Consider the following 16,681-nt stretch of genomic DNA (forward strand, 5'->3'; position numbering starts at 1 on the left):
ACATCATGCCCGTCATGAAGCTCGCCCGCCCCGAGGTGTTCCATCCGCGCATCGTGCTCGCGGGATGCCCCGCGCTACCCGACGGCGACGGCGACGACGCCGGGTTGATCGCGGCGCTGCGGACCCGCGGCCTGCACGCCCGGTGGTTGTCCTGGGACGACCCCGCGACGCTCGACGCGGATGTGGTGATCCTGCGCGCGACATGGGACTACACCGAGCGGCTTGCCGAGTTCCTGACATGGACGCGGCGGGTGCCCATGCTCCTCAATGGGCCCGACGTGGTGGCCTGGAGCGCCGACAAACGTTATCTGGCCGACCTGGCCGCAGCCGGCGTCGCGACGGTGCCCACCGCGTTCTTCGCGCCGGGGGAGCAGGTGACCATCCCGCCCGGGGAGGTCGTCGTCAAACCGTCGGTGGGCGCCGGGTCGGTGGGGGCGATGCGGTTCCGCGACGGCGATGCCGCGCTCGGGCACGCGGCAGCGCTGCACGCGGACGGCCGAACGGTGATGGTGCAGCCCTACGACGCGCGGGTGGTCGACGGCGAGACCGCGATGGTGTTCCTGCGCGGCGAGCCGTCGCACGCGTTCACCAAGGGGCCGATGCTGCCCGCGCCGGGGCGAGGACCGGTTCTCGACCCGTCCGGCACGTACGCCGAGGAGAGTCTGCAAAGCGCTGACCCCGTGGGCGAGCTGTGGGACGTAGGCCACGCCGCGCTCGCGGCCGCGGCCGAACACCTCGGCATCGGGGTGACCGACCTGCTGTACGCGCGCGTCGACGTGCTCGGCGGAGCCGACGCTCCGGCGCTGCTGGAACTCGAGTTGGTCGAGCCGTCACTGGGGTGGCGCCAGCTCGACGAGTCGACCCGGAAACAGCAGCAGCGCAGGTTCGCCGTCGCGGTCGAATCAGCTCTCGACGAGCGCGGCCTCGGTCCGTTCGCGAAGGGTCCGTTCGCTCAGCGCCGCCCATAGCGCCGCCGTCGCCGCGGTGCACGCCGCCGCCCCCGCGACGTGGAAGGCCACCAGGACCTCGGGTACCCCGGTCGCGAACTGCACCGCGCCGAGCAACCCCTGCGCGGCGACCAGTACGACGAGCACGCGGAGCCGCCTCATGACCTGCGGGGCGGCGTGGGTCGCGACAAGCCCGAAGCCCAGGCCGACGACCAGCGCCAAATAGGCCACCAGCAGCGACGAGTGCAGGTGCACGAGCGTGGTGATCTCGACCTCGAGCCGCGGTACCGGGCGGTCGATGCTCTTGTCGCCGGCGTGAGGTCCCGCGCCGGTGACCATCGTGCCGGTGATCAGCACGGCTGACAGCGTCAGTGCGCTCAGGGCGGTCAGCCGCCGCAACGCTCGGGGTGCGCGTTCGCGCGTCTCACCGGCGTCGGGCTGGCCGATCTTGACGAACAGCAGGACAGAGAGCCACACCACCAGCATCGATGCGAGCAGGTGCACTGCCACCGTCCACCACAGCAGGCCGGTCAGGACGGTGATGCCGCCGATCACGGCCTGCAGCACCGTCGACGCCGGCATCAGCCAGGCGTAGATCAGGACCTCCCGACGCCGCCGTGCGCGGGTCACCACGATCACCGCGGCGGCGGCGGTCAGCACGACCAGGAACGTGATCAGCCGATTGCCGAACTCGACGGCCTGATGGATGACCGGAACCTCGGCGTGCGGGACGGGGGTGAAGCTGCCGGGAAAGCACTGCGGCCACGTCGGGCAGCCCAGGCCCGATGCGGTGACGCGGACGATCGCCCCGGTCACGGCGATGCCGCCCTGGGTGAGGATGACCGCGGCGGCGACGATGCGCTGCACGCGCAGGCTCGGTTCGGGAAGCAGATCGACGAGCCGCACGAAGAGTCGTGGCAGGAGTCGTCGGCCGGGCACGGTGTCGATGGTAGAGCCCGCCTAACTACGGACCGTAGTAGGGGCCGTGAGAGGTACCAGAACCTCGTCGACGAGGGTGAGCACCAGCTCCTCGTCGATGGGATCGCCGGTGATCAGAAGGTGGTGCCAGAGCACACTCTGGCCGAGTTCCCGGACCACGGCGACGGGAATGTCGGCGCGCACGTCGCCGCGCTCTATCCCGCGCTCCAGCAGGGCCGTCACGTCGGCTTTGCGGCTTCCGATGATGTCGGCGTGAAACGTCTCGGCCAGTTCCGGGTCCGCGGCGACTGCCATCACGATCGAGCGCATCAACGGACCCTGCGGGCCGGCGAACAACTCGGCCCAGCCGCGCAGCACGGCCAGCATGTCGGTGCGGAAGCTGCCGGTGTCGTCGGTGGGAATCGAGGCCGACGCGACCTCGATAAGGGTGTCGCGCAGCAGTGCCCGCCGGTCGGTCCAGCGCCGGTAGAGCACCGGTTTGCTGGTGTGGGCGGCCGCGGCGACCGCCTCCATCGTGACGCCGTCAGGGCCGTGTGCGGTCAGCAGGTCCATGACGGCCGACTTGATGGCGGAGTCCAGCTCGGCGCCGCGTCGACGGGTGGTGGGCATGATCACACTCGATTCCTTGAGAAACGCTTGCGTATCTTATGTCCGAAATCGTACCGTTCTTGGTAAGAAACGCAAACGTATCTTGTGAGGACGGACATGTACCACCCGACACTTCCCGTGCTGTATCCGCTGCGCTCGGTCGACTCCGCATCAGTGCGGTACACAGACTGTGCTCACGGCCGTCGCCGGGTCACGATCGACCACCGGCCGCTCGCCGGGGTCACCCCGGCGATGCTGCTCGACTGGTTCACCCACCTCGACGGCACCATGCGCTACGGCGGACGGACCGTCGACCGCTACCTCGCCTGGCATCCGACCGACCACATCCGATGGGAGCTGTGGCGCCCGGCGCCCGGCGGCGGTGCGGGCGAGGGAGCGCGGTTCCACATCGTCGAGGCATTCGGCGGCGATCCGAACTTCGGCGTCGACGTCGTCGACCGGGTCGAGAAGCTCGACGTCACCGGAATCCGATTGGTCCAGAGGTTCGCCGGGGTGCCGATCTTCGCCCTCGAGCACACCTGGTCGGCCGGCGTGGACGGCACACACTACGTGTCGGTGATGGACATCGGCGCTCGCAGCGCCCTGATGGCGCCGGTCAACGCGGTCCTGCGTCGCCGGTTCCCGTCGAAGATGGTGACGGCGTGGGTGCGGCACAACATCGAGGAAGTGGGGCAGCTGGAATACCTGCTGCCACAGCTGGCGGGCTCAGGTGAAGCGGAACCAGCGCAGCGCGCATAGCCCCGCGGCAGCGCCCCAGATCGCCAGCACCACAAGGCCGAACCAGTCGACCGACAGCGTCATCGCCCGCGTCAGCGCCTCGGTCAGGGCACCTGAGGGCGTCAGCCTCGCGACCCACTGCACCGCGCCGGGCACGATGCCGCCGTCGGAGCCGCCCTCCACGGTCAGCGCACCCACGCCGGCGAACACGAACCACATCAGGTTCGCTACCGCGAGCACGATCTCCGCGCGCAGGGTGCCGCCGAGCAGCAGCCCGAGCGCGGCGAACACCGCGGTGCCGAGCGCGATGATGACCGCGCCCAGCGCGAGGCCGGCAGGCGCGGGCCGCCACCCCAGACCGATACCGATCGCGCCCAGCAGGATCGACTGCAGGAACACCACCGTCACGACGGCCAGCGACTTGCCGGCGATGATGCCCCACACCGGTAACGCGGTGGCGCCGAGCCGCTTCAGCGCGCCGTAGCGCCGGTCGAACGCGACGGCGATCGCCTGCCCGGTGAACGCGGTCGAGATGACGGCCAGCGCCATGATCGCCGGGGCGAACGTCGCCGCGCGGTCCGGGCCGAACGAGCCAAGCGGCAGCAGCGTCAGGCCGACCAGCAGCGTGATCGGGATGAACATCGTCAGCAGCAGCTGCTCGCCGTTGCGCAGCAGCAGCCGCAGTTCCAGGCCGTATTGGGCGGCCAGCATCCGCGGAACCGGCGCGGGCCGCGGATCGGGGGAGAAGGTGCCTGCGGCGAAGCGATTCGAGGTGTTCTTCGAGGTGCTCACTGACGCAACTCCCGTCCGGTGACGTCGAGGAACACGTCCTCGAGGCTGCGCTGCTCGACGCGCATGTCGGTCGCCAGCACGTCGAGCCGGGCGCACCACGCCGTGACGGTCGCCAGCACCTGCGGATCGATACGACCCTCGACGAGGTACTCCCCGGGGGACGTCTCGGTGGCGCGGTAGCTCTCTGGCAGTGCCGCGATCAGCAGCGAGAGGTCCAGCATGCGTGGGGCCCGGAACCGCAGCTGGTTCTCGGCGCCACTGCGCATGAGCTCGGCAGGTGTCCCGCTGGCCACGGCCTGGCCCCGGTCGATGATCAGGATGTGGTCGGCGAGCTCCTCGGCCTCGGTGAGCTGATGGGTTGTCAGCACCACCGTCACGCCGTCGCGCCGCAGTGCGTCGATCAGTTCCCACACGACCAGGCGGGCGTGCGCATCCATGCCTGCCGTCGGTTCGTCGAGGAACACCAGCTCGGGCCGGCCGACCACCGCGCACGCCAGCGCGAGCCGCTGCTGCTGGCCGCCGGAGAGCCGTCGGTAGGTGGTGCGCGCGGAATCGGTCAGGCCCAGGGTGTCCAGTAACCACGCCGGATCCAACGGGTTGGCGGCATAGGAGGCGACCAGGGCGAGCATTTCGCCGGCACGCGCGGCCGGGTAGGCGCCACCGCCCTGCAGCATCACCCCGGTTCGTGCGCGCACCTCGGCGTTGTCGGCCACCGGGTCCAGGCCGAGGATCTCGATGCTGCCGGCGTCGGGGCGGACGAAGCCTTCGCACATCTCGACCGTCGTCGTCTTGCCCGCGCCGTTGGGGCCGAGCAGCGCGAAGATCTCTGCCGCACCCACCTCGAGGTCCAGGCCGGACACCGCCACGGTGGCGCCGTACCGCTTCGTCACGCCACGCACCCGCACGGGCGCGCTACCGGAACGGGAGGTCACGGAGATTCAGCGTAGGCGTCGGTCTTGTCGGCCGTGCCCACCGGCTCGTCGAGACGCCCCGTCGCGGCCTCCGGCACCGCCCGCCACGGCAGCCACCGGTACGTCAGCGCGATCAGCGCCAGCACGATCACGGTGCTCGCCACCGTCGCCAGCACGATCTGGAAGAGCGCGAACCGGTCGCCGTTGGCCGTGGGTCCGAAGATCCCCACGATCAGGGTCACGGCGATGACCGCCGAGCGGAAGCCGGGCCGGGTGGCCCAGGCGGCCAGCGGGATGATCGCCCACAGCAGGTACCACGGCTGCACCACTGGGAACAGCAGCACGGTGACGCCGAGAGCCACCCCGAGCCCACCGACGGGGTGCAGGCGGTTGCGCAGCACAGCGAACAGAAGCCAGGTGACGATCAGGGCGATCAGGGTCACGCCGATCGCACGGGTCAGCGCGAGGACCGCGGTGGTGTGATCGCCGAGCCCCAGCAGGATGCCGACCTGGCCGGTGCCCAGTGCGAGCAGCGTCGGCGGCGACATCCAGCTGCGCACGACGTTGGCGGTGCCGAGGGTGAACAGCCAGCCGAAGCCCAGGCCGCTGGCCCACCCGATCAGCGCCATCACCGCCAGGGACACCGCACCGAGCGCGGTGCCCGCCGTCAGGAACGCCTTGACCGTGCCGCCCCAGCGCGCAGCCAGCGCCATCGCGACGAAGCCGAGCGCCAACAGTCCCGGGAGCTTCACCTGCGACGACATCGTGATCAGCACCGTGCCCGCCAGCAGCATGCCCGGGGCGTACCAGCGGTGCCGTCCCGTCGCGCCGAGAGCGGAGATGCCCCGCAGCGCGAACTCGGTGCCGGCCAGCATGAACCCGAGCATCAGCGCCTCGTTGTGGATGCCGGCGACCAGATGCATGAACAGCAGCGGATTGGTCGCGCCCAGCCACAGCGCGCTGACCTCGGCGACGCCGCACCGGCGCGCCAGCCGGGGCGTGGCCCACACGATCAGGCCGACGCCGAGCAGCACCATCAGCCGGTGGAACAGCACCGCCTCGACGATGTTCTCTCCAGTAATCCGCGAAATACCGCGGCCGATCCACAGGAACAGCGGTCCGTAGGGCGCGGGGGTTTCACGCCAGAGGCTCGGCACCGACAGCGTGAACACGTGATCGAGGCCCAGGCCGGGGGCGGGACCGACGCGATAGGGGTCGCTGCCCTGCAGTGAGATCTCGCTCTGCGCGAGGTAGGAGTAGACGTCTTTGCTGTACATCGGTGGGGCGATCAGCAGCGGCAGTGCCCACAGCAGCAGCGTGCGGTCCACCTGGCTGCGGGTCATGCGGCGCTTGCCCAGCGCGAAGCGGCCCAGCATTAGCCAGGCCAGCGCCATCATCACCGCGCCGGTGGTGGTCATCGTCAGCGAGACCGTCTGGATGCGTGACGGCAGGTTGAGCAGGCGCACCCCGAACGTGGGGTCCTGCACGACGGGTCGGGCGCCGGCGCCGAGCGCGCCGATCGCCATCAGCACCGTGCCGGTCGCGCCGAACAGCCGGGTGCGGTGCAGGGCGACCAGCTCAGCCGGGTCGAGGGGGATGCCGACGGTCCGCTCATCGCCGTGGAGACCGGCGATCGAGGTGCTGAGCGAATGTCGGCGGGCTGCCACCCAGGCAGCGTAGCGGGCTGCTATTCCCGGTTTTGCCGCCCAGACGGTGTGACAAGTATGACGGTTCCGATAAGGGTGACCTTGGTGGACCCGGTCAGGCAATTGCGTCACACTGGTGTTGTGAAAATCCGTCCGGAGGGCACCGCTGTGCCAGTCGAGGGGTCGGCCGCTGTGCTGTCCCCGTCGGCCGCCGACGGTGACACCAGGACGGCGATCGTGCGTCTGCTGCTGGAGTCGGGTTCGACGACGGCGAGCAGCATCGGCGAGCGCCTGGGGCTGTCGGCGGCCGGGGTACGCCGCCATCTCGACGCCCTGATCGAGGCAGGCGACGCGCAGGCCAAGTCGGCGGCGGCGTGGCAGCAGGAGGGCCGAGGACGGCCCGCCAAGCGCTACCAGTTGACTGCGGCCGGCCGCGCGAAGCTCGAGCACACCTATGACGATCTGGCGTCTGCAGCCATGCGGGCGCTGCGCGAGATCGGCGGCGACGATGCGGTGCACACGTTCGCCCGTCGCCGTATCGACACCATCCTCTCCGGCGTGGCGCCTGCGGCGTCTGACCGTGCCGAGGACGTCGAGGCCGCCGCGGACCGCGTCGCCGACGCACTGAGCCGAGCCGGCTACGCAACGACGACCACGCAGGTGCGCGGTCCACTGGGTGGGGTGCAGATCTGCCAGCACCACTGCCCGGTGTCCCACGTCGCCGAGGAGTTCCCCGAACTCTGCGAGGCCGAGCAGCAGGCGATGTCGGAGGTGCTGGGTACTCACGTCCAGCGGCTCGCCACCATCGTCAACGGGGATTGTGCCTGCACCACCCACGTTCCGGCGCACAGCCCGCGCCGGAGCCCGTCAGCTAGCAAAAGGAGTGTGTCGCAATGACACTCACACCGGAGGTCAAGCCAGAAGCGCTGACCCAGGAGGAGACCATCGCCTCCCTGGGCAAGTACGGCTACGGCTGGTCCGACTCCGACGTCGCGGGTGCCAGCGCCCAGCGCGGGTTGTCGGAGGCCGTGGTGCGCGACATCTCGTCGAAGAAGAGCGAGCCGGAGTGGATGCTCGACATCCGTCTCAAGGCGCTGCGCACCTTCGACAAGAAGCCGATGCCGAACTGGGGGTCCAACCTCGAGGGCATCGACTTCGACAACATCAAGTACTTCGTGCGCTCCAGCGAGAAGCAGGCCGCCACGTGGGACGACCTGCCCGCCGACATCAAGAACACCTACGACAAGCTCGGCATCCCGGAAGCCGAGAAGCAGCGCCTGGTCTCGGGTGTGGCGGCCCAGTACGAGTCCGAGGTCGTGTACCACTCGATCCGCGAGGATCTCGAGGCCCAGGGCGTCATCTTCCTCGACACCGATTCCGGTCTGCGTGAACATCCCGAGCTGTTCCGGGAGTACTTCGGCACCGTGATCCCGGCCGGGGACAACAAGTTCTCCGCGCTCAACACCGCGGTGTGGTCCGGCGGATCGTTCATCTACGTCCCCAAGGGTGTGCACGTCGACATCCCGCTGCAGGCCTACTTCCGGATCAACACCGAGAACATGGGGCAGTTCGAGCGGACGCTGATCATCGTCGACGAGGACGCCTACGTGCACTACGTCGAAGGCTGCACCGCGCCGATCTACAAGAGCGACTCGCTGCACAGCGCGGTCGTCGAGATCATCGTCAAGCCCGGCGGCCGCTGCCGCTACACCACCATCCAGAACTGGTCGAACAACGTCTTCAACCTGGTGACCAAGCGGGCCCGGGCCGAGGCCGGCGCCACGATGGAATGGGTCGACGGCAACATCGGCTCCAAGGTGACGATGAAGTACCCCGCGGTCTGGATGACCGGTGAGCACGCCAAGGGTGAGGTGCTCTCGGTCGCGTTCGCCGGCGAGGGCCAGCATCAGGACACCGGCGCCAAGATGCTGCACCTGGCACCGAACACGTCGAGCAACATCGTGTCCAAGTCCGTCGCCCGTGGCGGTGGCCGTGCGTCCTACCGTGGCCTGGTGCAGGTCAACAAGGGTGCTCACGGATCGCGGTCGAGCGTGAAATGCGATGCGCTGCTGGTGGATACGATCAGCCGCTCCGACACCTATCCCTACGTCGACATCCGCGAGGACGACGTCACGATGGGCCACGAGGCCACTGTGTCGAAGGTCAGCGAGGATCAGATGTTCTATCTGATGAGCCGCGGTCTGACCGAGGACGAGGCGATGGCGATGGTGGTGCGCGGCTTCGTCGAGCCCATCGCCAAGGAGCTCCCGATGGAGTACGCCCTCGAGCTCAACCGGCTGATCGAGCTGCAGATGGAAGGCGCGGTCGGCTAGTGGGACAGGCGAATCTGACGGCGGCCCTCGAGGGCGCCAACAAGGGCGAGCTGTTCACATCGTTCGACGTCGACGCCTTCGAGGTGCCCGGCGGCCGTGACGAGATCTGGCGCTTCACCCCGCTCAAGCGGCTGCGCGGCCTGCACGACGGGTCGGCCGCCGCCAGCGGTGAGGCCACCGTCGAGGTCGCCGGTTCCGGTGACGTGCGCGTGGAGCGCATCGCCCGTAGCGACGAGCGGCTCGGCCAGGCCGGCGCACCGGCGGACCGTGTTGCGGCGCAGGCGTACTCGAGCTTCGAGACGGCGACGCTGATCGACGTGCCCGCCCAGGCCGTGATCGCCGACCCGGTCGAGGTGACGATCACCGGCCCCGGCGAGAGCGCAACCGCCTACGGGCACATCCAGATCCGCCTCGGCGAGCTGGCCGAGGCGGTCGTCGTGCTCGACCACCGCGGCAGCGGAACCTACGCCGACAACATCGAATTCGTCGTCGGCAACGGCGCGACGCTGCGGGTGATCTCGATCGCGGACTGGGCCGACGACGCGGTGCACGTCAGCACGCACCACGCCACGCTGGGCCGGGACGCGGTGCTGCGGCACGCCGCGGTGACCCTGGGCGGCGACGTGGTCCGGTTGACGGGTCGGGTCCGCTATACGGCGCCCGGTGGCGACGCCGAACTGCTGGGTCTGTACTTCGCCGACGACGGCCAGCACTTCGAATCCCGGCTGCTGGTCGACCACGCGCAACCGAACTGCCGTTCCAACGTGACGTACAAGGGTGCGCTGCAAGGGGATCCGGATTCGCGGCGGCCCGACACCCACACCGTGTGGGTGGGCGACGTGCTGATCCGCGCCGAGGCCACCGGCACCGACACCTTCGAGGTCAACCGCAACCTGGTGCTCACCGACGGCGCGCGTGCCGACTCGGTGCCCAACCTGGAGATCGAGACCGGCGAGATCGTCGGCGCCGGCCACGCCAGTGCCACCGGCCGGTTCGACGACGAGCAACTGTTCTATCTACGCGCCCGAGGCATCCCGGAGCAGCAGGCCCGCCGCCTGGTGGTCCGCGGCTTCTTCAACGAGATCATCGCCAAGATCTCCGTCCCCGCCGTGCGGGAGCGCCTGACCGACGCCATCGAACGCGAACTAGCGATTACCGAGAGAAGTTGACCATGACCACACTGGACATCAAAGATCTGCACGTCTCGGTGAACACCCCCGAGGGCGAGGAGATCCCGATCCTCAAGGGTGTCGACCTGACCGTGAAGTCGGGGGAGACCCACGCCGTGATGGGCCCCAACGGGTCCGGCAAGTCGACGCTGTCCTACGCGATCGCGGGACACCCGAAGTACACCGTCACCGGGGGCTCCATCACCCTCGACGGTGAGGACGTCCTCGAGATGAGCGTCGACGAACGCGCCCGCGCCGGCCTGTTTTTGGCCATGCAGTACCCCGTCGAGGTGCCGGGGGTGTCGATGTCGAACTTCCTGCGCACCGCCGCGACCGCGGTCCGCGGTGAGGCGCCGAAGCTGCGGCACTGGGTCAAAGAGGTCAAGGGCGCGATGACCGACCTCGGCATCGATCCGTCCTTCGGCGAGCGCAGCGTCAACGAGGGTTTCTCCGGCGGCGAGAAGAAGCGCCACGAAATCCTGCAGCTCGGCCTGCTCAAGCCGAAGATCGCGATCCTCGACGAGACCGATTCGGGTCTCGACGTCGACGCGCTGCGCGTGGTCAGCGAAGGTGTGAACCGCTACGCCGAGGCCGAGAACGGCGGCGTGCTGCTGATCACCCACTACACGCGAATCCTGCGCTACATCCAGCCGCAGTTCGTGCACGTGTTCGTCGCCGGCCGCATCGTCGAGTCGGGCGGTCCCGAACTCGCCGACGAGCTGGAAACCAACGGCTACGAACGCTTCACGCAGGCCGCCGCGGGAGCCTGATCATGACGGCTGCGCGGGTGCTCGATGCGGCCGAAGTGGCCAGAGTCCGAGCAGATTTCCCGATCCTGTCGCGGGTGATGCGCGGCGGCCAGCGGCTCGCCTACCTGGATTCCGGGGCGACGTCGCAGAAGCCGCTCGTGGTGCTCGACGCCGAGCGGGAGTTCCTGCTCACCTCCAACGGGGCGGTGCACCGCGGCGCCCACCAGTTGATGGAGGAGGCGACCGACGCCTACGAGCAGGGCCGCGAGGACATCGCGGCCTTCGTCGGCGCTGACAACGACGAGCTGGTGTTCACCAAGAACGCCACCGAGGCCATCAACGTGGTGGCGTATGCGTTGGGGGACAAGCGATTCGACCGGGCCGTCGGCCCGGGCGACGTCATCGTCACCACCGAGCTCGAGCACCATGCCAACCTGGTGCCCTGGCAGGAGCTCGCGCAGCGCACCGGAGCCACCCTGCGCTGGTACGGCGTTACAGACGATGGCCGGATCGACCTCGATTCGCTGCAGCTCGATGAGCGCGTGAAAATCGTTGCCTTCAGCCATCATTCGAATGTCACCGGCGCCATCGCGCCGGTCGGGGAGTTGGTGGCCCGCGCCCGCGCGGTGGGCGCACTGGTGCTGCTGGACGCCTGCCAGTCGGTACCGCACCAGCCCGTCGACCTGCACGGTCTCGACGTCGACTTCGCCGCGTTCTCCGGACACAAGATGCTCGGCCCCACCGGCATCGGCGTGCTCTACGGCAAGCGTGCCCTGCTCGACGCGATGCCTCCCGTGCTGACCGGCGGGTCGATGATCGAGACGGTCACGATGGAGGCCACCACGTTCGCACCCGCGCCTCAGCGCTTCGAGGCGGGCACCCCGATGACCTCTCAGGTCGTCGGATTGGCCGCGGCGGCACGCTATCTGGACGGGCTCGGGATGCCGGCTGTCGAAGAGCACGAGCGCGACCTTGTGGCCGCCGCGCTGACCGGGCTGGCGGAGATCGACGGTGTCCGGATCATCGGTCCGACCACGATGACCGACCGCGGCTCGCCCGTGTCCTTCGTCGTCGACGGTGTGCACGCCCATGACGTCGGCCAGGTGCTCGACGACGACGGTGTCGCCGTGCGCGTGGGTCATCACTGCGCGTGGCCGCTGCACCGCCGGTTCGGGATCGCCGCGACTGCCCGCGCCTCGTTCGCGGTCTACAACACCGTGGACGAGGTGGACCGGCTGGTGGCCGGCGTGCGCCGCGCCGTGGAGTTCTTCGGGTGAGACTCGAGCAGATCTACCAGGAAGTCATCCTGGACCACTACAAGCACCCGCATCACCGCGGCCTGCGAGAGCCCTTCGCCGCCGAAGTGCACCACGTCAATCCGACCTGCGGTGACGAGGTGACGCTGCGGGTGTCCCTGTCCGACGACGGGGAGAGCGTCACCGACATCTCCTACGACGGACAAGGGTGCTCGATCAGCCAGGCCTCGACGTCGGTGCTGACCGATCAGGTGATCGGCCAGACTGTCGGGGACGCGCTCAAGACCGTGGCGGCGTTCTCGGAGATGGTGTCGTCGCGGGGCACGATCGACGGAGACGAAGACGTGCTGGGCGACGGCGTCGCATTCGCCGGTGTCGCCAAGTACCCGGCGCGGGTGAAGTGCGCGCTGCTGGGGTGGACCGCTTTCAAAGCAGCGCTGGCGCAGGCGCATGGGCCCGATGAGACTTCTGCGGAGGAGAACTGATGAGTGACGCACCGACTGAAGAACAGCTCGCCGACATCGAAGAGGCGATGCGCGATGTCGTCGACCCCGAACTCGGCATCAACGTCGTGGACCTCGGTTTGGTCTACGGCGTCAACGTGGAGAAGGGCGAGCAGGGCGATGTCGCGCTGATCGACATGACGCTGACCTCGGCGGCGTGCCCCCTGACCGACGTGATCGAAGACCAATCCCGCACGGCGCTGGTCGGCGCCGGACTGGTCAACGAACTGCGCATCAATTGGGTGTGGAACCCTCCGTGGGGCCCGGACAAGATCACCGAGGACGGTCGCGAGCAGCTGCGCGCCCTGGGTTTCACCGTCTGATCCCATGCCCCGCCGATGAGCGTGCTGGCGGCTCCGTCTGTGCTGTGGCGGTGGAACGCCGCCGGCCGGGCGCTGGTCGCGGGGATGCTCATAGGAGTCGCTCTCGGCGTCCTGGCCTGGCTGGACTCCGGCACCGCACTGGCCGCTGCGGCGGTGTTCCTCGTCACCGGTGGATTGTCGGGCGTGGTGACGGCGCACCGGATGGCTCGTGACTGGCCGCAGGCGGCCTCGTTGAGTCGCAGCGACAGGGTGGCCGTCGTACGCGCCGTGCGCCGCGGTGAACCGCTTCCGGATGCCGCCCTCGTCGAGGCGGCTCTCAGTTATGCGACGGTGCTACACACAGCGGCCTCGCGTCGGTCGCTGTGGCGCTACCTGCTGGCGATCGTCGTGGTTCCCCTCATCGTCACCGCCATCGCCACTGCGCTCTGGGACGCGCGGTACGGGTCCGTGGGCAGTGCGGTCGCCTCGCTCATCTACCTCGCCGTGCTCCCCCTGGAGTTCCTGTGGTGGCCGCGGTACACCGCGGCACTGCTGCGCCGGGCCGACCGATCGGTGGGCATCACGCCGGCGTCGTGACCGGTTGTTCTTGCCGTCGACGATGCGGCTATGACGCCATTGGCCCATGGCAACGTGCCGACCATGCACATTCGCGGATCTGTGGAGATCGAGCGAATTATCGCAGCTGCGCTGCAAATGCATTTACCGGAATATTCCGCTGCACTGTGAATATGACGATCCAGGTTGTGCGAAAAAATTAACGGGAAAGCAGGGGACTTCCGAGAACCGTGTGTATAACGTTTGCTGAGTACGGGGATTTCACTGCCAGAAGCGCTCTGAACTGGTTCTAGTTACAGGTCTGTTGTTCGCTGATGGTCGCCGAATTCACGTGCTGATTTTGCTTCGCCTTTCGTCAAACGCCTCATCAAGTGAAATGGATTCGGTGATGCAATCCACTCAGCGAACGGGAACGCCGGCCCTCAACGGCAAACACTTTCTGGCTGGCGGCATCGTCGCCGCCGGGCTGATGGCGGCCGGAGTGGCCGGGGCGGGTGCCGCCGCAGCAGCACCCGACGACTCCGGTTCGGCGACGACGCACTCGGTGTCGGCGCCGGACTCGACGACATCGAATGCGGACGCCACACCGTCGCGGCGGACCCCACGCGGGCAGGCCCGGGAGGCCGACGAGCGCCCCGGGGCCACACCCCACCGCCGGACCAACCGGCCGCGGGCCGACAAGGACGAGACGGCAGGGGAGGACAGCCGTCCGCAACAACGCGACCGCACTCGTCGCGCCGAGCGGGAGGCGACCGCCGAGGACTCGCGTCCGGGCCGTAGGGTGAGGTCATCGACCCCGGAACCGGCCCCCGTAACCAGCGAGGTCACCGTCGCCGCCACCGGCGCCACCAAGGCGCTCACGTCGTCCCGCGCCGCAGCCGTCACATCGGCCAGCAGCACCACGCCCGATGCGACGCTGCTGGCCGCGGCGACCAGCACCCGCGTGACCGTCGGGTCCATGATCGTCGACTCGCTCTACTCGAAAGGCATCCGCAGCAAGCGGATGGGAACCGACTGGCTCGACATCCCGGTGTCGACAGCGAAAGCGGAGCGCTGGCTGGTGCGCCGCCAGGACATCTACCGCGACGTACTCAACAGCCAGCCGACCCCACCGCCCGTGGGTCAGCCCGGTCAGCCCGGGCAGCCCGGAACCTCGCAGCCGCGCCTGCTCTGGGAGACGAACTTCAGCAGCCGGGAGGAGGCGCTGAAGTACTGGAGCTCACAGACCGGTCGGTGGGGGCAGTCCGCCGGCGAGAACCAGTACTACACCGACGGGAACAATTTCACCGTCGACGCCGACGGGAACCTGGTCATCCAGGTGCGTCGGGAGCGCACTCCCGACGGACTCGGCGCCCCCTACAACTACACCTCGGCACGCGTCGTCACCTACGGCAAGCAGTCGATCGGCGTCGGCACCCGCGTCGAGGCCCGCATCCAGGTGCCACCGGACTCGGGCCTGCTGCCGGCTTTCTGGACCGTGGGCCTCGAGCCCGGCCACGAGTTCGACTGGCCGCGCCAGGGCGAGATCGACATCATGGAGATCCCCGGCTTCGGCACGCCGGCCTCGCGGCGCATCTGGACCGGCAACATCCACGGCCCCTCGAAGGGCAACAAGAACGTCGACGTGAAGATGGACAACATCGACGCCGACCTCGGTCTCGACCTGTCGGCCGGCTTCCACACCTACGGCATGGATTGGTACGCCGACCGCATCATCTGGCGGGTCGACGGAGTCGAGGTGGGGCAGGTGACCAAAGCGGACTACGAAGCCCGCGGCGGCGACTGGACCCCGTTCTCCGGCGAGTGGGAGCACTACCTGATCCTCAACGTCGCCGTCGGTAATCCCTGGACCGGCGATCCGAGTGCATCGGTGCCGATGAACGCCGAGATGAAGGTCGACTGGGTGCGGGCGTACCAACTCTGAGGCGGGGAACACAGGTCCCGCGTCCGACGTTGACGTCAACATGGCCACGAAAGACATCACCGCCGAAGAGTTCAACGACACCATCACCGAGAACGAGATCGTCCTCGTCGACTTCTGGGCGTCCTGGTGCGGGCCGTGTCGTGCCTTCGCTCCGACCTTCACGGCGTCGTCGGAGAAGCATCCCGACGTGGTGTACGCCAAGGTCGACACCGAGGCCGAGCAGCAGCTGGCGGCTGCCGCCGACATCCGCTCGATCCCGACGCTGATGGCGTTCAAGAAGGGCAAGCTGGTGTTCAACCAGGCCGGTGCGCTGCCGCCGGCGGCGTTGGAAGACCTCATCCAGAAGGTCAAGGAGTTCGACATCGACGCGGCGATGGCCGCGGAGGACGACAGCCAGGCCTGATCCGGCTCGGGCACGCCGGATAGCCTGCTGGCGTGCCTCCGTTCGTTCTCGTCGACACGCCCCGCCCGCACGTCGCGCTGGTGACCCTCAACCGGCCCGAGCGGATGAACTCGATGGCGTTCGACGTCATGGTCCCGCTCAAGGCGGCGCTGGACGAACTCTCCCACGACAACGACGTCCGCGCCGTCGTGCTCACCGGTGCAGGGAGGGGGTTCTCCTCGGGGGCGGACCACAAATCGGCGGGATCGGTGCCGCACGTCGACGGCCTGACCCGGCCCACCTTCGGCCTGCGGTCGATGGAACTGCTCGATGACGTGATCCTGGGCATGCGCAAGCTCCACCAGCCGGTGATCGCAGCCGTCAACGGCGCGGCGATCGGCGGTGGCCTGTGCCTCGCGCTCGCCGCCGACATCAGAGTGGCCTCCACCGAGGCGTATTTCCGGGCTGCGGGAATCAACAACGGACTGACCGCGAGCGAGCTGGGCCTGAGCTACCTGCTGCCGCGAGCCATCGGATCGTCGCGCGCGTTCGAGATCATGCTGACCGGCCGCGACGTCACCGCCGAGGAGGCCGAGCGGATCGGGCTGGTGTCCCGGCAGGTGGCTCAGGAGGATCTGCTCGACACCTGCTTCGACATCGCCGAGCGCATCGGGGCGTTCTCCCGGCCGGGCACCGAGCTCACCAAGCGCACGTTGTGGAGCGGGCTCGACGCCGGCTCCCTCGAGTCCCACATGCAGGCCGAGGGCCTCGGTCAGCTCTACATCCGTCTGCTGACCAGCAACTTCGAGGAAGCCGTCGCGGCCCGCAAGGAGAACCGCGGGGCCATGTTCACCGACGACAAGTGATCGATTGGCGGCGGGGCCGCCGCTGCCATTAGCCTGGTAGCAGTCTCGGCACGGCTTTCT

General features: G+C 68.7%; 18 protein-coding genes. 13 read left to right on the plus strand and 5 right to left on the minus strand.

Features of this window, described 5'->3' with window-relative positions; genetic code table 11:
* The first annotated feature begins 14 nt into the window (after positions 1-14).
* Complete coding sequence (locus tag PGN37_RS18560; RefSeq protein ID WP_335332501.1) at positions 15-968, plus strand: ATP-grasp domain-containing protein; 954 nt, start codon at positions 15-17, stop codon at positions 966-968.
* On the opposite strand, the gene PGN37_RS18565 is transcribed toward PGN37_RS18560, so the two are convergent.
* Together PGN37_RS18565 and PGN37_RS18570 are read right to left on the minus strand one after the other, a co-directional pair.
* On the minus strand, positions 903-1,886 hold the full coding sequence (locus PGN37_RS18565; protein ID WP_442932960.1) for a COX15/CtaA family protein: 984 nt from the start codon (positions 1,884-1,886) through the stop codon (positions 903-905). The genes PGN37_RS18560 and PGN37_RS18565 overlap by 66 nt on opposite strands.
* A gap of 21 nt (positions 1,887-1,907) precedes the next feature.
* Complete coding sequence (locus PGN37_RS18570; RefSeq protein WP_335332471.1) at positions 1,908-2,495, minus strand: TetR/AcrR family transcriptional regulator; 588 nt, start codon at positions 2,493-2,495, stop codon at positions 1,908-1,910.
* A 96-nt stretch (positions 2,496-2,591) separates the two neighbouring features.
* Between PGN37_RS18570 and PGN37_RS18575 the strand changes: the two genes are divergently transcribed.
* On the plus strand, positions 2,592-3,233 hold the full coding sequence (locus tag PGN37_RS18575) for a hypothetical protein (protein ID WP_335332472.1): 642 nt from the start codon (positions 2,592-2,594) through the stop codon (positions 3,231-3,233).
* Here the strand turns inward: PGN37_RS18575 and PGN37_RS18580 are convergent.
* The 3 genes from PGN37_RS18580 to mptB are packed head-to-tail and all read right to left on the minus strand — an operon-like array spanning position 3,201 to position 6,582.
* A complete protein-coding gene (locus PGN37_RS18580) occupies positions 3,201-4,004 on the minus strand; it encodes an ABC transporter permease (RefSeq protein WP_335332473.1) in 804 nt (267 codons plus the stop codon). The two genes, PGN37_RS18575 and PGN37_RS18580, sit on opposite strands and share 33 nt — an antisense overlap.
* Positions 4,001-4,936 (minus strand): ABC transporter ATP-binding protein, encoded by a 936-nt coding sequence (locus PGN37_RS18585; RefSeq protein ID WP_442932961.1) that lies wholly within the window; start codon positions 4,934-4,936, stop codon positions 4,001-4,003. Before PGN37_RS18585 ends, PGN37_RS18580 begins: the two co-directional genes overlap by 4 nt.
* The gene (gene mptB, locus PGN37_RS18590; protein WP_335332474.1) at positions 4,933-6,582 is read right to left on the minus strand and encodes a polyprenol phosphomannose-dependent alpha 1,6 mannosyltransferase MptB; all 1,650 of its coding nucleotides are present in this window, start codon (positions 6,580-6,582) and stop codon (positions 4,933-4,935) included. Before mptB ends, PGN37_RS18585 begins: the two co-directional genes overlap by 4 nt.
* A 48-nt stretch (positions 6,583-6,630) precedes the next feature.
* Between mptB and PGN37_RS18595 the strand changes: the two genes are divergently transcribed.
* The 11 genes from PGN37_RS18595 (at position 6,631) to PGN37_RS18645 (ending at position 16,621) form a co-directional block, all read left to right on the plus strand.
* The gene (locus tag PGN37_RS18595) at positions 6,631-7,458 is read left to right on the plus strand and encodes a helix-turn-helix transcriptional regulator (protein WP_335332475.1); all 828 of its coding nucleotides are present in this window, start codon (positions 6,631-6,633) and stop codon (positions 7,456-7,458) included.
* Positions 7,455-8,894 carry a Fe-S cluster assembly protein SufB gene (gene sufB, locus PGN37_RS18600; protein ID WP_335332476.1) on the plus strand — a complete coding sequence of 480 codons (1,440 nt, stop codon included), beginning with the start codon at positions 7,455-7,457 and terminating at the stop codon, positions 8,892-8,894. Before PGN37_RS18595 ends, sufB begins: the two co-directional genes overlap by 4 nt.
* Positions 8,894-10,063, plus strand: a complete 1,170-nt coding sequence (sufD, locus tag PGN37_RS18605) for a Fe-S cluster assembly protein SufD (protein WP_335332477.1) — start codon at positions 8,894-8,896, stop codon at positions 10,061-10,063. Before sufB ends, sufD begins: the two co-directional genes overlap by 1 nt.
* Before the next feature lie 2 nt (positions 10,064-10,065).
* Complete coding sequence (gene sufC, locus PGN37_RS18610; RefSeq protein ID WP_335332478.1) at positions 10,066-10,833, plus strand: Fe-S cluster assembly ATPase SufC; 768 nt, start codon at positions 10,066-10,068, stop codon at positions 10,831-10,833.
* A 2-nt stretch (positions 10,834-10,835) separates the two neighbouring features.
* Positions 10,836-12,089 (plus strand): cysteine desulfurase, encoded by a 1,254-nt coding sequence (locus tag PGN37_RS18615; RefSeq protein ID WP_335332479.1) that lies wholly within the window; start codon positions 10,836-10,838, stop codon positions 12,087-12,089.
* Positions 12,086-12,553 carry a Fe-S cluster assembly sulfur transfer protein SufU gene (gene sufU, locus PGN37_RS18620; protein ID WP_335332480.1) on the plus strand — a complete coding sequence of 156 codons (468 nt, stop codon included), beginning with the start codon at positions 12,086-12,088 and terminating at the stop codon, positions 12,551-12,553. Before PGN37_RS18615 ends, sufU begins: the two co-directional genes overlap by 4 nt.
* Positions 12,553-12,894, plus strand: a complete 342-nt coding sequence (locus PGN37_RS18625) for a metal-sulfur cluster assembly factor (RefSeq protein WP_046361951.1) — start codon at positions 12,553-12,555, stop codon at positions 12,892-12,894. The genes sufU and PGN37_RS18625 overlap by 1 nt, the downstream gene beginning before the upstream one ends.
* 15 nt (positions 12,895-12,909) lie before the next feature.
* Positions 12,910-13,470 carry a hypothetical protein gene (locus PGN37_RS18630; protein ID WP_335332481.1) on the plus strand — a complete coding sequence of 187 codons (561 nt, stop codon included), beginning with the start codon at positions 12,910-12,912 and terminating at the stop codon, positions 13,468-13,470.
* A 367-nt stretch (positions 13,471-13,837) separates the two neighbouring features.
* Positions 13,838-15,373 (plus strand): family 16 glycosylhydrolase, encoded by a 1,536-nt coding sequence (locus PGN37_RS18635; RefSeq protein WP_335332482.1) that lies wholly within the window; start codon positions 13,838-13,840, stop codon positions 15,371-15,373.
* A 40-nt stretch (positions 15,374-15,413) separates the two neighbouring features.
* The gene (trxA, locus tag PGN37_RS18640; protein WP_335332483.1) at positions 15,414-15,776 is read left to right on the plus strand and encodes a thioredoxin; all 363 of its coding nucleotides are present in this window, start codon (positions 15,414-15,416) and stop codon (positions 15,774-15,776) included.
* A gap of 32 nt (positions 15,777-15,808) precedes the next feature.
* The gene (locus PGN37_RS18645; RefSeq protein ID WP_442932962.1) at positions 15,809-16,621 is read left to right on the plus strand and encodes an enoyl-CoA hydratase; all 813 of its coding nucleotides are present in this window, start codon (positions 15,809-15,811) and stop codon (positions 16,619-16,621) included.
* The last annotated feature ends 60 nt before the right edge of the window (positions 16,622-16,681 follow it).

The sequence above is a fragment of the Mycobacterium kyogaense genome (genome assembly GCF_036946525.1).
Classification (GTDB): domain Bacteria; phylum Actinomycetota; class Actinomycetes; order Mycobacteriales; family Mycobacteriaceae; genus Mycobacterium; species Mycobacterium kyogaense_A.